The sequence below is a fragment of the Klebsiella sp. GB_Kp056 genome (assembly GCF_040064755.1).
Classification (GTDB): Bacteria; Pseudomonadota; Gammaproteobacteria; order Enterobacterales; family Enterobacteriaceae; genus Klebsiella; species Klebsiella quasipneumoniae.
The window spans coordinates 100,613-114,199 of sequence record NZ_JBEAJA010000038.1 but is presented as its reverse complement, the minus strand read 5'-3'; the positions used below and the strand labels follow the sequence as shown (position 1 = coordinate 114,199).

The window sequence follows — 13,587 nt, the reverse complement described above, 5'->3', positions numbered from 1 at the left end:
AAGCAATTCCCCAATCTCAACGACAAGGTTGAGGACCGTGGGTGTGATGCTAAACGGCGGTTGGTAACGGCTCATCGCTTACTCCCCCTGCTGCTCCAGGGCATACTTATACAGCGCATTCTTCTTCACACCGTGGATCTCCGCGGCCAGCGCAGCGGCTTTCTTCAGCGGCAGCTCCGCCTGCAGCAGCGCCAGGGTACGCAGCGCCGCCGCCGGCAGCGCCTCTTCCTGCGCCTTAAAGCCTTCGACGATCAGCACCATCTCGCCTTTGCGCCGGTTTTCGTCTTCCTTGACCCACGCCACCAGCTCGCCAATCGGCGCCCCGTGGATCGATTCCCAGGTTTTGGTTAGCTCGCGGGCCAGCACCACGTAGCGGGATTCTCCCAGTACCGCGCAGATATCTTCCAGACTCTCCACCAGCCGGTGGGTAGACTCGTAGAAGATGAGGGTGCGCGGCTCTTCTTCCAGCGCTTTCAGGGTATCGCGACGGCCTTTCGATTTCGCCGGCAGGAAGCCTTCATAGCAGAAACGATCGGAGGGCAAACCGGCGGCGCTGAGGGCGGCGATGGCCGCGCAGGGTCCCGGCAGCGGTACGACGCGAATATTCGCTTCACGACAGGTGCGCACCAGATGGTAGCCTGGGTCGTTAATCAGCGGCGTGCCGGCATCGGAGACCAGCGCGATGTTTTGCCCTTCTTTCAGTTTAGCGAGAAGTGTTTCCGCCTTTTGCTGCTCGTTATGGTCATGAAGCGCAAACAAGCGGGCGTTAATCGCAAAATGCTGCAGCAGCAAACCGGTGTGGCGGGTATCCTCCGCAGCAATTAAATCAACGGCTTGCAACACCTCCAGTGCGCGCTGCGTGATATCAGACAGATTTCCTATCGGAGTGGGCACAATATAGAGCTGCCCCTGAGAATTATCCGCTGATTCGTGTTGTTTCATTGTCTCGTCCGTATTGCCGATTTAATATTGAGCATTGAGCCAAAAAAATATCACTGGACACTTATGGTACCGTCAACATTTCTTCGTTCTAAGCCCGCGCGCTGTCTGCCCGTATTGCTGGCTACTCTTCTTTTTGCTGGCTGCGGCACCCACACGCAGGATCAAAGTACGGCGTTTATGCAGGGTACGTCGCAGGCCAACTCCAGTTTCTACTTGCAGCAGATGCAGCAAAGCACGAATGATAGCAAGACCAACTGGCAATTACTCGCCATTCGTGCACTGCTGCAGGAAGGAAAGAAGCAGCAGGCCATCGACCTGTTTAACCAGCTGCCGTCGAACCTGGACAGCACCCAGGCCCGTGAACAGTCACTGCTGGCGATAGAAGTGAAGCTGGCGCAGAACGACTATCAGGGGGCCCGTACGCTGTTGGCTAAGCTTGACCCGGCAAGCCTGGAGCAGCCTCAGCAGGCGCGCTACTGGCAGGCGCAAATCGATGCCAGCCAGGGTAAACCATCGGTTACGCTGCTGCGCGCCTTAATCGCCCAGCAGCCGCTGCTGAGCGATGCCAAACAGCGCCAGCAAAATATTGACGCGACCTGGCAAGCGCTGACCGCGATGACCCAGGATCAGGCCAATGCGCTGGTGATCAATGCCGATGAAAATACCCTCCAGGGCTGGCTGGATCTGCAGCGGATGTGGTTTGACAACCGCAACGATCCCACGCTGCTGAAAGCCGGCGTCAAAGACTGGCAGACGCGCTACCCGCAAAACCCGGGCGCCAAAATGCTGCCGACGGCGCTGGTGAACATGCAAAACTATAAGCCCGCCTCCATCAACAAGATTGCGCTTTTCCTGCCGCTGAACGGCCAGGCGTCGATCTTCGGCCGTACCATCCAGCAGGGCTTCGAAGCCGCCAAAAACGGCGCGCCGTCGGTGACGGGCAGCGCGGTTCCCGCTCAGGTCGCCCAGGCGGCGAACGCGTCCGGTAATGATGACGTGGTAAGCCCGTCGCAGGCGGAAATTACCGATCTTACGGCTACCGGAAGTCGCGCTGAACCGGTGCAGGCCCCGGCGCAAACCCAGGCAACGCCAGCCGCGGAGCCGGCCGCTCAGGCCCCGGCAGCGGTCGCCGCGCCGCAGACCACCGCCTCTCCGGCCACCCAGCCGGTCACTGCCCCGGCCGCACAGCCGCAGCCAGTGGTCGCCACCGCCGCCAACCCCTCTGCAGAACTGAAAATTTACGATACCACCAGCCAGCCGATCGGCCAGCTGCTTGCTCAGGCTCAGCAGGACGGCGCCACCCTCGTCGTCGGACCGCTGCTGAAAGAGAACGTCGAAGATGTTATCAAGAGCAATACGCCGCTCAACGTGCTGGCGCTCAACCAGCCGGAGAAGGTCGAAGGCCGCGCTAATATCTGCTATTTCGCGCTGTCGCCGGAAGACGAAGCGCGTGACGCCGCCCGACATATCCATCAACAGGGCAAACAGACGCCGTTGCTGCTGGTTCCGCGCGGCGCGCTGGGCGATCGTGTGGTCAGCGCGTTTGCCGACGAGTGGCTGAAGCTGGGCGGCGCCAGCGTTCTGCAGCAGCGTTTTGGCTCCACGGCGGAGCTGCGCGCCGGCGTTAACGGCGGAGGGGGCATTGCGCTGAGCGGCACCCCGGTCTCCACCCTGCCATCAGCGCAGAACAGCGTCCTCGGCAGTGCGGATGAGATGCCGGTTAGCAGCGGCGGCAGCGTCGACGCGGCCTACATCCTCGCCACCCCGGAACAGATTGGCTATATCAAACCCATGATCGCGATGCGCAACGGCAGCCAGAGCAATGTCACCCTGTACGCCAGCTCGCGCAGCGCGCAGGGCACCGCCGGTCCGGATTTCCGTCTGGAGATGGAAGGCCTGCAGTATAGCGAAATCCCGATGCTGGCTGGCAGCAACCCGGCGCTGATGCAGCAGGCGCTGTCTGCGGTGCGCAATGACTACTCGCTGGCGCGTCTGTATGCGATGGGCGCTGACGCCTGGTCGCTGGCAAACCACTTCACGCAAATGCGCCAGACGCCGGGCTTCGAGCTGAACGGGAATACCGGCGATCTGACGGCGACTCAGGACTGCGTGATTAACAGGAAACTGTCATGGCTCAAGTACCAGCAGGGACAAATCGTCCCGGCCAGCTAAGCAAACAGACCGGCGACGCATGGGAAAACCGTGCTCGCCGCTGGCTGGAAGGCCAGGGCCTGCGTTTTATCGCCGCCAACGCCCGCGAGCGTGGCGGCGAAATTGACCTCATCATGCGCGACGGCGCCGTCACCGTCTTTGTCGAGGTGCGCTACCGCCGCAGCGCCCTGTACGGTGACGCGGCGGCCAGCGTCACCCCGCAAAAACAGCAACGCCTCCTTAAAGCCGCCCGTTTGTGGCTCTGCCGACAGAATGGGAGCTTTGAGACTGTGGATTGCCGTTTCGATGTGGTAGCCTTCACCGGAAACGACATCCAATGGCTAAAAAACGCCTTTGGCGAATAGCGTAATACCAGAAGTAAGGGATCCCGTGCTCGACAGAATCAAAGCCTGCTTTACCGAAAGCATTCAAACCCAAATTGCCGCAGCAGAAGCACTCCCGGACGCCATCTCCCGGGCGGCGATGACGCTCGTGCATTCCCTGCTCAACGGCAACAAAATCCTCTGTTGTGGTAATGGCACTTCCGCCGCCAACGCACAGCATTTTGCTGCCAGCATGATTAATCGTTTTGAAACGGAACGCCCTGGTTTACCCGCCATTGCACTAAACACCGATAATGTGGTCTTAACTGCCATCGCTAACGATCGCCTGCATGACGAGATTTACGCCAAGCAGGTGCGCGCCCTGGGACATGCCGGCGATGTGCTGCTGGCAATCTCCACGCGCGGTAACAGCCGGGACATCGTCAAGGCAGTGGAAGCCGCCGTGACCCGCGACATGACCATCGTCGCGTTGACCGGCTATGACGGCGGTGAGCTGGCGGGCCTGTTAGGTCAGCAGGATGTCGAAATTCGCATCCCCTCGCACCGCAGCGCGCGTATCCAGGAGATGCATATGCTGACCGTCAACTGTCTGTGCGATTTGATAGATAACACTCTTTTTCCACACCAGGACGATTAAGGAGAACACATGAAGGCTCTCTCGCCCCTCGCCATCCTGCTTTCTGCACTACTGCTGCAGGGCTGCGTTGCCGCCGCGGTAGTCGGAACGGCAGCAGTCGGCACTAAAGCCGCAACGGACCCGCGTACGGTGGGAACCCAGGTCGATGACAGCACCCTGGAACTGCGCGTCAATAGCGCCTTGTCGAAAGATGAACAGATTAAGAAACAGGCCCGCATCAACGTTACCGCTTATCAGGGCAAAGTCCTGCTGACCGGTCAGTCGCCGACGCCGGACCTCTCAGCCCGCGCCAAGCAAATCGCCATGGGCGTGGAAGGAACCACGGAAGTGTTTAACGAAGTGCGCCAGGGCCAGCCGATTGGTTTAGGCACCGCCTCTTCTGATACCTGGATTACCACCAAGGTGCGTTCGCAGCTGCTGGGCACCGATCAGGTCAAATCCTCGAACGTGAAGGTGACCACGGAAAACAGCGAAGTCTTCCTGATGGGGCTGGTGACCGACCGTGAAGGCCGCGCGGCGGCGGATATCGCCAGCCGGGTGAGCGGCGTGTCCCGGGTGACTACCGCCTTTACCTACATCAAATAAAGCTGCAGTTTCCCGGCTGGCGCTACGCTTAGCCGGGCTGCAGTCCCCTGTTCGTTATGTGCCGGGTTAGGCGTAGCGCCGCCCGGCACACCATCCGGCTATCCGTACGTTTACAGCACACTACACCAGCGCCAGCGCACCGACAATCGCGCCGCACAGCGCCACCAGCCCGCCGGTCAGCCACAGCGCTTTGGCCGGGAAGGCTTTGCGCAGCATAATCAGCGACGGCACGCTCACCGCCGGCAACGTAATCAGCAGCGCCAGCGCCGGCGCGACGCCCATCCCTGCCAGCATCATCGTCTGGACAATCGGGATTTCCGCCGCGGTAGGGATCACAAACAGGCAGCCGGCGATCGCCATCGCGATGACCCAGAACAAGGTATTATCCACCACGCCATCGGCGTGCGGGAACAGCCAGACGCGCGCCGCCCCCAGCACCAGTACCGCGAGGATATAAACCGGGATGGTGTTCCAGAACAACGTCCACAGCGCCCGCAGCCAGCGGCTAAAGAAACCGCCCTGGGCCGCTTCCGGTTGCGCTTCAGGCACCACGGCAGGCTGCGTCGCCGCCTCTTTTACCCATTTTTGCACCAGCGTTGCGACAATCAGCACCGTCGCCAGGCCCGCCACCAGGCGAACCAGCGCAAACTGCCAGCCCAGAACAAAGCCCATAAACACCAATGTCGCCGGGTTGAGCAGCGGATTGCCCATCCAGAACGCCAGCGCCCCGCCCATCGACACCTGCTGTTTGCGCATCCCGGCCGCGACCGGCGCGGCGCAGCAGGTGCACATCATGCCTGGCAGCGAGAAAATCGCCCCCAGCAGCGTCCCCTGAAAACGCGATTGCCCCAGGGTGCGCAGCAGCCAGTCGCGCGGGATCAGCACCTGAATCAGCGACCCGAGCAGCACGCCGAGCACCGCCGCCTTCCAGACGGCAAGGAAGTAAACCATCGCGTAGTCCCACGCCGCCTTTAACGGATTAGCGTCGGCCTGGGCGAGAATGGATTTACCGATACTGTGGGTTTCCGCCGCGGTGAAGGCTTTCCCGTAGTACGGCTGCCATTTGACGAACCACAGGCCGACAATCACGACGAGAAAAAAAAGCGCGGGTTTCCACCATTGAAATGGTGACGCCGCCTGAGATGAAGACTGACCAGCCATAGCATTCCCCAGCAAGAAATGTGGATATGAATTGAAGCCGTGAATACTACGCCGGAAGCCTGCGTTTGCAAACCGCTATTCCGCCTGCCGCGCGGCGCGCTCCCGCAGCTCGGACGATGACAGAATTTGCACCCCTTCGTGAGAGGGCGACAGCGCCTCCTCCAGCAGGGCAATCGCCACGTCGCGGGCCGCAATGGATTTCCAGTTCCCCGGTAAGAGTCGGAACAGCGGTTCGAGGAAGGTCTCATTGGCCCGTTTTTTTTCCCGCTCGCCTGACAGCATCGACGGCCGGGCAATGGTCAGCCGCGGCCATCCCTGCTCGATCAGCGCCGCCTCCATTTCCCCCTTCACCCGATTGTAGAAAAATGGCGAGTGGGCGTTAGCGCCCATCGCGCTGACCACCAGCATATGCTGAGCGCCTAGCCGTTTGCCGGTCAGCGCCGTATCAACAACCAGCGTAAAGTCGGCATGGACAAAGGCCTCTTTACTTCCCGCTTCCCGGCGCGTCGTTCCCAGACAGCAGAAGACAATGTCGACCGGGTCGACCACCTGCGCCAGGGCATCGGTCAGTTGCGGATCGTACGGATTAAACACGCCTTCCGCCGGCGCCAGTGGGCGACGCGTCGGGGCGGCGATGGTGCTGATGCGGGGTTCATTCTGCAGCAGCCGGAGTAAGTGACCGCCAACTAACCCGGTCGCGCCGGTCAATAATACCTGACTCATTGATTCTCCTTTACGGAATTCTCTGCCTTGCACTTTCGCGCTCATGTTCCAGGCTTAATACCTTACAAGGTAAGTATCCACCATCATCATGGAATTACCTCATTGACCATCCAGACAGCGGAGGAAGCATGAGTAAAAAGATAGCCGTGCTCATTACCGACGACTTTGAAGATTCTGAATTTACCTCTCCCGCCGAAGCGTTTAAGCTCGCCGGGCATCAGGTCGTGACGATCGAAAAGCAGGCTGGCAAGACGGTGAAGGGTAAACAGGGAGAAGCAGAGGTCGCCATCGATCGGGCCATTGATGACGTCACACCGGGTGAATTTGATGCCTTGTTGCTGCCAGGGGGCTATTCCCCGGACCAGCTGCGCGGGGATGAACGCTTTGTCACCTTTACGCGCGATTTTGTCAACGGCGGGAAGCCGGTCTTCGCCATCTGCCACGGCCCACAGCTGCTGATCAGCGCCGATGTGATCCGCGGGCGCAAGCTCACGGCGGTAAAACCGATCGTGGTGGATGTGAAAAACGCCGGGGGCGAGTTTTACGACCAGGAGGTGGTGGTCGATAACGAACAGCTGGTCACCAGCAGAACGCCGGACGATCTGCCGGCCTTCAATCGCGAAGCGCTACGCCTGCTCGGCGCCGGCATCGCGCCGCCAGTGTAGCTTTTTCCCGAACCCCAGCGTGTTGTCGGTAAACTTGATTTCGTCCGGACGAATCTCCCAGACCGGCGCCGACAGCATGCGGGCCACCGGGAAGCGCTTGACGTAGCGCTGGCGCATTCGCGCCTCTTCGTCGCCGCGCAGACGACGGATCTCGCCCTGGAACTGCACGCCGCGGATCAGGGCCACGGTTTTTGGCTGACCGTTGACCGTCCCGGCCACCTTCGCCCGCTCGCCGGTCATCTGGCCGTGGCGGGTGTGCTCCTCGCTGAGCAGATAAAAGGCCACGGTATCCGGGTCATAGACGTAAAAGGCATTCGCACACCACAGCTCGTCGTCACGGGAGACGCACCAGGTAACGACGTGCTGTTTACTCAGCCAGCGGCCAATGGCGGCAAGCGTATCCATCTTTCTTCTCCGTTATGCTATGGTGCATACACCTTACCATAGTGACTTTGTGACCGTGTGCTGGTTTCTGTATCTCATTCGAACCGCGGATAATCGCCTCTATACCGGCATCACCACCGATGTGCAGCGCCGCTTTCGCCAGCATCAGGCAGGGAAAGGCGCGAAGGCGTTGCGCGGCAAAGGCGACCTGCGACTGGCCTTTAGTCATGAAGTTGGTGAACACTCACTTGCTTTGCGGCTGGAATACCGCATTAAGCAGCTAACGAAGCGCGAAAAAGAGCGCCTCGTTGCCGGAGAGGATACCGTTGAAACCCTGCTGGCAAGGCTTAAAAACGATTAAAGTGGTCGCTGTATTCGACCTGGCCGTGGACGCCTTCGAGGGCGTCATCCGCCAGGCGATGCACCTGGAACGCCTCCGCGCTGTCCGGCCAGCGGCAGCGGAGATCGAAGCGCGCGGCCGGTTCAAAACCAAAGCGACGGTATAACGCCGGGTCGCCCAGCGTCACCACCGCGGCATAGCCAAACTCATTCAGCGAATCCAGCCCTTCATAGACCAGCTGCCGGCCAATGCCCTGTCCACGATAGCGTTCATCCACCGCCAGCGGCGCCAGGCCGACCCACTGCAGCTCTTCACCTTCCACCGCAACCGGGCTGAAGGCAACGTAGCCGATCACCTGGCCTTCATCATCCGTCGCCACTACCCCCAGCGTGATCAGTCCATCTTCACGCAGATCGTGCACCAGCTGCGCTTCGGCATCGCGGCCGAAGGTACGACGCAGCAGCGCGTCGATTCCCGGTGCATCAATCCCAATTTCCACTCGAATCAGCATGCCTCACCTACCGATGTCTGTTCAGGTTTCTGCGGGCTCTTCAGTCCAGCTTCGACAAAATCCGCCAGTTGCAGCAACATCACGCGCAGCGCTTTGGGCATCTGCTCGAGCTCAATGGCGTCCATCAAATTTTTTACATACAGCCCCAGCTCCGTATCGCCTTCAATAACCAGACGACGCTGGAAGAATAGCGTATCCGGATCCTGCTTGCGCGCGGCGATCATTAACAGATCGCTGGCGTCGGCGCTGAAGCTGACGTCGGCGTCGGCCTGCTGGCTGACCACCAGGCGCCCATCGACTACCGAGGTATACCACAGCAGACCGATGTCACGCACATGAATACTTAACCAGCGCCCCTCGAGAAACTCCAGCTCACCCTCCGCCAGCGCCTGGCGAAACTGCCAGCTAAGCACCTGCTCCAGCACCTGGCGCTTGAGGGCAAAAGGCGCCAGCTTAACCGGCACGCTCATTAAAGACGGGCCAAAGTGGACCAGCCGGGAACGCAGTTTATCCAACACAAGCTTTACTCCATGAATGCAATTGTGCCGCTATTGTGCCATATCACATAAACAACATAGCGGCGTAAATCAACAAAAACGCGATGACGGCAGCCAGTTATTGGCGCCCCCAATACACTTTTAACTGCCTCAAATCAAAAATTGTCACCAGAAGGTTAACTAAAATCCCTGCTCGTTAACCATTCAGCGTCCCTGACGGGCCGCATTTTTCAGGAAAAATTATGGAGCTGCTCTGCCCAGCCGGTAACCTTCCGGCGCTTAAGGCGGCCATCGAAAACGGCGCCGATGCCGTCTATATCGGGCTGAAAGATGACACCAACGCCCGCCACTTTGCCGGCCTTAATTTCACCGAAAAGAAACTGCAGGAAGCCGTCAGCTTTGTGCATCAGCACCGTCGTAAGCTGCATATCGCCATCAACACCTTCGCCCACCCCGACGGCTACGCCCGCTGGCAGCGCGCGGTGGATATGGCGGCTCAGCTGGGCGCCGATGCGCTCATTCTGGCCGATATCGCCATGCTGGAGTACGCCGCGGAGCGCTATCCGCATATAGAACGCCATGTGTCGGTACAGGCTTCCGCCACCAATGAAGAGGCCATTCGCTTCTATCATCGCAACTTCGACGTGGCGCGCGTCGTACTGCCGCGGGTGTTATCTATTCACCAGGTGAAACAGCTGGCCCGCGCCACGCCGGTGCCGCTGGAAGTCTTTGCCTTCGGCAGCTTGTGCATCATGGCGGAAGGCCGCTGCTATCTCTCTTCCTACCTGACCGGCGAATCGCCCAACACCGTCGGCGCCTGTTCGCCTGCGCGCTTCGTGCGCTGGCAGCAAACCCCGCAGGGGCTGGAATCGCGTCTCAATGAGGTGCTGATTGACCGCTATCAGGATGGGGAAAACGCGGGCTACCCAACGTTGTGTAAAGGCCGCTACCTGGTCGATGGCGAGCGCTATCACGCGCTGGAGGAGCCCACCAGCCTCAACACTCTGGAACTGTTGCCGGAGCTGATGGCCGCCAATATCGCCTCAGTGAAAATCGAAGGCCGTCAGCGCAGCCCAGCCTACGTCACCCAGGTGGCGAAAGTCTGGCGCCAGGCGATCGATCGCTGCAAAGCCGATCCGCAGAATTTCGTGCCGCAATCCGCATGGATGGAAACCCTTGGCTCCATGTCCGAAGGGACACAAACCACCCTTGGCGCCTATCACCGTAAATGGCAGTGAGAAACATGAAATATTCATTAGGGCCGGTGCTTTACTACTGGCCAAAAGAGACGCTGGAAGATTTTTACCAGCAGGCGGCAAACTGCAGCGCCGACACCATTTATCTCGGCGAAGCGGTGTGCAGCAAACGCCGCGCCACCAAAGTCGGCGACTGGATCGAGATGGCGAAAGCGCTGGCCGGCAGCGGCAAGCAGGTGGTGCTGTCTACCCTCGCGCTGGTGCAGGCCTCCTCTGAACTGGGCGAGCTGAAGCGCTATGTCGATAACGGTGAGTTCCTGATTGAGGCCAGCGATTTGGGCGTGGTGAACCTCTGCGCCGAACGCAAGCTGCCGTTCGTCGCCGGGCATGCGCTGAACTGCTACAACGCCGTCACTCTGCGTCTGCTGCTTAAGCAAGGTATGGTGCGCTGGTGCATGCCGGTGGAGCTTTCCCGCGACTGGCTGGCTAATTTACTGACCCAGTGCGAAGAGCTGGGTATTCGCAATCAGTTTGAAGTCGAAGTGCTGAGCTACGGCCATCTGCCGCTGGCTTATTCCGCCCGCTGCTTTACCGCCCGCTCGGAAGATCGGCCAAAGGATGAGTGCGAGACCTGCTGCATCAAGTACCCAACCGGGCGCAGCATGCTGTCCCAGGAGAACCAGCAGGTGTTCGTGCTCAACGGTATCCAGACCATGAGCGGCTATGTCTACAACCTGGGCAATGAGCTGACGTCCATGCACGGCCTGGTGGATATGGTGCGCCTGTCGCCGATGGGCAACGAGACCTTCGCCATGCTCGACGCCTTCCGCGCCAATGAAAACGGCGCTGCGCCGCTGGCGCTCACCGGCAACAGCGATTGCAACGGCTACTGGAAACGGCTGCCTGGGCTGGCGCTGCAGGCCTGATAAACCGCTCACTTTGTTAACAGCAGTGCTCAGATTTTAATGCATTATTAAAGATGCAGCTTTTCTGGCTGGCGCGTCCTGGATGCGCCAGGCTGGAAGAAGACCTTCAATCTGATGACGATGCTGTAGCAAAGTGAGCCTTTATGACTGACAAATCTGTTCCGTTCTCGGTGCTCGATCTGGCGCCGATCCCGCAAGGATCTTCTGCTAAAGAAGCCTTTACCCACTCTCTGGATCTCGCCCGGCTGGCCGAATCGCGCGGCTATCACCGCTACTGGCTGGCGGAGCACCACAATATGGTCGGCATTGCCAGCGCAGCGACCTCGGTGCTCATTGGCTATCTCGCGGCCAATACCACCACCCTGCATCTGGGGTCCGGCGGGGTGATGCTGCCCAACCACTCTCCGCTGGTGATTGCCGAGCAGTTCGGTACGCTCAATACGCTCTACCCGGGACGCATCGATCTCGGCCTTGGCCGCGCGCCGGGCAGCGATCAGCCCACCATGCGCGCCCTGCGTCGCCATATGAGCGGCGATGTCGATAACTTCCCGCGCGATGTGGCGGAACTGGTGGACTGGTTTGACGCCCGCGATCCGAACCCGCACGTGCGCCCGGTTCCTGGCTATGGCGAACGAATTCCGGTGTGGCTGCTGGGCTCAAGCCTCTACAGCGCCCAGCTGGCGGCGCAGCTCGGCCTGCCGTTCGCGTTCGCTTCGCACTTCGCGCCGGATATGCTGTTCCAGGCCCTGCACCTGTATCGCAGCAACTTTACGCCCTCAGCGCGGCTGGAAAAACCGTATGCCATGGTGTGCATTAATATCATCGCCGCCGACAGCAACCGCGATGCGGAGTTTCTCTTCACTTCCATGCAGCAGGCGTTTGTGAAGCTACGTCGCGGCGAAACCGGACAGCTGCCGCCGCCGGTGGAAAATATGCATCAGCTGTGGTCAGCGTCCGAGCAGTATGGCGTGCAGCAGGCGCTGCGCATGTCGCTGGTGGGTGATAAAACCAAAGTCCGCCACGGCCTGGAGTCGATTTTGCGGGAAACCGAGGCGGACGAAATCATGGTCAATGGCCAGATCTTCGACCACCAGGCGCGCCTGCATTCTTTCGATTTAGCGATGCAGGTGAAAGAGGAATTGTTGGGTTAATCAAAATCCAGGCCCGGTGGACGTCGCGCCACCGGGTAAGCCTCTTACTGGTAAACCGGCAGCAGATTAACGCTCGACAGAATGTGCACGACCGCATTGCCCAGGCCAAACAGCAGGATCAGCACAATCATCGGTGTTCCGCCCCATACGCGGAACTGTGGGCTGCCGAAGCGTTTACGCGAGGCGCGAGCCAGCAGCGCCGGTACAATCGCCGCCCAGATCGTCGCCGCCAGGCCGGCATAGCCGATAGCGTAGAGGAAGCCATCGGGTTTCACCAGCCCGCCAATCATCGGCGGAATAAAGGTCAGCAGCGCAGTTTTAAAGCGCCCCAGCGCGCTGTCGTCAAAGCCAAACAGATCCGCCAGGTAGTCGAACAGCCCCAGCGTGACGCCAAGGAACGAGCTGGCGACGGCAAAGTTAGAGAACACCACCAGCAGCAGATCCAGGCTCCGGCTGTTCAGCACCCCGCTCAGGGCCTGCACCAGCACATCAATGTTGCCGCCCTTCTGCGCGATGTCGATAAACTGCGGGCGCGGGATATTGCCCATCGTCACCAGCAGCCAGACCACGTACAGACCCAGCGCCAGCAACGTACCGTAGGTTAAGCAGCGGATGATGGTACGTGGATCTTTTCCGTAGTATTTCATCAGGCTCGGCACGTTGCCGTGGTAGCCAAACGAGGCCAGGCAGAACGGCAGCGTCATCAGCAAGTATGGCGCATAGGAGGCGTTCTTTTCCGCGACGTTAAACAGCGTCGTCGGCTCGACGTGCCCCAGCAGACTGCCGAAGGTCAGGAAGAAAGTGATCACCTTGGCGCCAAGCACGATAGCCGTCATGCGGCTCACCGCTTTGGTGCTCATCCAGACGATAAATGCCACCAGCAGCGCAAAGCCAAAACCCGCCGCCCGCGCCGGTACGTTCAGCGACATCTCGCTAAACGTATGATGCAGTATCGAGCCGCTGGCTGAAATATAGGCGTAGGTCAGAATATACAGCACAAAGGCGATCGACACGCCGTTGACCAGGTTCCAGCCCTTGCCGAGCAGATCTTTGGTAATGGTGTCGAAGCTGGAGCCGATCCGGTAGTTAAGGTTGGCCTCGAGGATCATCAGACCGGAGTGCAACATGCAGAACCAGGTGAAGACCAGCGCCGCCAGCGACCAGAAAAACCACGCGCCGGACATCACCACCGGCAGCGAGAACATGCCCGCGCCGATAATCGTGCCGCCGATGATCACCACGCCGCCAAACAGGGACGGACGGGTTGCCGTAGTGGTTAGTGTCGCCATTTACCGAAATCTCCAGTCAAAAAAACTTTCCCACGATGGGTGTGACGCACTGTACCAGTACACGAGTACAAAAGAAATAAAAAAA

16 protein-coding genes are annotated in these 13,587 nt (G+C 59.8%); 9 read left to right on the top strand and 7 right to left on the bottom strand.

The features are described from left to right. Nucleotides 1-78 precede the first annotated feature (78 nt). Nucleotides 79-942, bottom strand: coding sequence for a 16S rRNA (cytidine(1402)-2'-O)-methyltransferase (gene rsmI / locus ABLV52_RS05910; RefSeq protein WP_004144878.1), 864 nt, complete (start codon nucleotides 940-942; stop codon nucleotides 79-81). 63 nt (nucleotides 943-1,005) lie between these two features. Here rsmI and ABLV52_RS05905 point away from each other — a divergent pair, with 63 nt between their 5' ends. Genes ABLV52_RS05905 through dolP form a run of 4 tightly spaced genes read left to right on the top strand, consistent with a single transcriptional unit; the run spans nucleotide 1,006 to nucleotide 4,659 of the window. Further along, entirely contained in the window at nucleotides 1,006-3,114 is a 2,109-nt protein-coding gene (locus tag ABLV52_RS05905) for a penicillin-binding protein activator (protein WP_050533704.1), read from the top strand. Then, entirely contained in the window at nucleotides 3,072-3,458 is a 387-nt protein-coding gene (locus ABLV52_RS05900; protein ID WP_044524830.1) for a YraN family protein, read from the top strand. Before ABLV52_RS05905 ends, ABLV52_RS05900 begins: the two co-directional genes overlap by 43 nt. Before the next feature lie 25 nt (nucleotides 3,459-3,483). After that, on the top strand, nucleotides 3,484-4,074 hold the full coding sequence (diaA, locus tag ABLV52_RS05895; protein ID WP_072046048.1) for a DnaA initiator-associating protein DiaA: 591 nt from the start codon (nucleotides 3,484-3,486) through the stop codon (nucleotides 4,072-4,074). 9 nt (nucleotides 4,075-4,083) lie between these two features. Then, nucleotides 4,084-4,659, top strand: a complete 576-nt coding sequence (dolP, locus tag ABLV52_RS05890; protein WP_023291105.1) for a division/outer membrane stress-associated lipid-binding lipoprotein — start codon at nucleotides 4,084-4,086, stop codon at nucleotides 4,657-4,659. A 120-nt stretch (nucleotides 4,660-4,779) separates the two neighbouring features. Here dolP and ABLV52_RS05885 read toward each other — a convergent pair whose 3' ends face one another. Together ABLV52_RS05885 and ABLV52_RS05880 are read right to left on the bottom strand one after the other, a co-directional pair. Then, a complete protein-coding gene (locus tag ABLV52_RS05885) occupies nucleotides 4,780-5,820 on the bottom strand; it encodes a permease (RefSeq protein ID WP_023291106.1) in 1,041 nt (346 codons plus the stop codon). A gap of 75 nt (nucleotides 5,821-5,895) precedes the next feature. Beyond that, entirely contained in the window at nucleotides 5,896-6,543 is a 648-nt protein-coding gene (locus tag ABLV52_RS05880; RefSeq protein ID WP_348890141.1) for an NAD(P)H-binding protein, read from the bottom strand. A gap of 128 nt (nucleotides 6,544-6,671) precedes the next feature. On the opposite strand from ABLV52_RS05880, the gene ABLV52_RS05875 reads away from it, so the two are divergent. Continuing rightward, the gene (locus tag ABLV52_RS05875) at nucleotides 6,672-7,208 is read left to right on the top strand and encodes a type 1 glutamine amidotransferase domain-containing protein (protein WP_004206160.1); all 537 of its coding nucleotides are present in this window, start codon (nucleotides 6,672-6,674) and stop codon (nucleotides 7,206-7,208) included. On the opposite strand, the gene ABLV52_RS05870 is transcribed toward ABLV52_RS05875, so the two are convergent. Then, nucleotides 7,170-7,613: a YhbP family protein gene (locus ABLV52_RS05870; protein WP_023291108.1), complete on the bottom strand. Its 444-nt coding sequence runs from the start codon at nucleotides 7,611-7,613 to the stop codon at nucleotides 7,170-7,172. The genes ABLV52_RS05875 and ABLV52_RS05870 overlap by 39 nt on opposite strands. Nucleotides 7,614-7,662: 49 nt before the next feature. Between ABLV52_RS05870 and ABLV52_RS05865 the strand changes: the two genes are divergently transcribed. Next, nucleotides 7,663-7,953 (top strand): GIY-YIG nuclease family protein, encoded by a 291-nt coding sequence (locus ABLV52_RS05865; RefSeq protein WP_074186135.1) that lies wholly within the window; start codon nucleotides 7,663-7,665, stop codon nucleotides 7,951-7,953. On the opposite strand, the gene ABLV52_RS05860 is transcribed toward ABLV52_RS05865, so the two are convergent. Then, nucleotides 7,940-8,443 (bottom strand): N-acetyltransferase, encoded by a 504-nt coding sequence (locus ABLV52_RS05860; RefSeq protein WP_023291110.1) that lies wholly within the window; start codon nucleotides 8,441-8,443, stop codon nucleotides 7,940-7,942. The two genes, ABLV52_RS05865 and ABLV52_RS05860, sit on opposite strands and share 14 nt — an antisense overlap. Then, nucleotides 8,437-8,961 carry an SCP2 domain-containing protein gene (locus tag ABLV52_RS05855; protein WP_002918231.1) on the bottom strand — a complete coding sequence of 175 codons (525 nt, stop codon included), beginning with the start codon at nucleotides 8,959-8,961 and terminating at the stop codon, nucleotides 8,437-8,439. The genes ABLV52_RS05860 and ABLV52_RS05855 overlap by 7 nt, the downstream gene beginning before the upstream one ends. 221 nt (nucleotides 8,962-9,182) lie before the next feature. On the opposite strand from ABLV52_RS05855, the gene ABLV52_RS05850 reads away from it, so the two are divergent. From ABLV52_RS05850 to ABLV52_RS05840, 3 genes are all read left to right on the top strand, one after another. Next, nucleotides 9,183-10,178 carry a peptidase U32 family protein gene (locus tag ABLV52_RS05850; RefSeq protein ID WP_004206164.1) on the top strand — a complete coding sequence of 332 codons (996 nt, stop codon included), beginning with the start codon at nucleotides 9,183-9,185 and terminating at the stop codon, nucleotides 10,176-10,178. Nucleotides 10,179-10,183: 5 nt separating this feature from the next. Further along, nucleotides 10,184-11,062, top strand: a complete 879-nt coding sequence (locus ABLV52_RS05845) for a U32 family peptidase (RefSeq protein WP_023291112.1) — start codon at nucleotides 10,184-10,186, stop codon at nucleotides 11,060-11,062. Nucleotides 11,063-11,205: 143 nt separating this feature from the next. Beyond that, entirely contained in the window at nucleotides 11,206-12,213 is a 1,008-nt protein-coding gene (locus ABLV52_RS05840) for an LLM class flavin-dependent oxidoreductase (protein ID WP_017899898.1), read from the top strand. A gap of 44 nt (nucleotides 12,214-12,257) precedes the next feature. Here the strand turns inward: ABLV52_RS05840 and mtr are convergent, their stop codons facing one another. Beyond that, nucleotides 12,258-13,502: a tryptophan permease gene (gene mtr, locus ABLV52_RS05835; protein WP_032454170.1), complete on the bottom strand. Its 1,245-nt coding sequence runs from the start codon at nucleotides 13,500-13,502 to the stop codon at nucleotides 12,258-12,260. Between the last annotated feature and the right edge of the window lie 85 nt (nucleotides 13,503-13,587).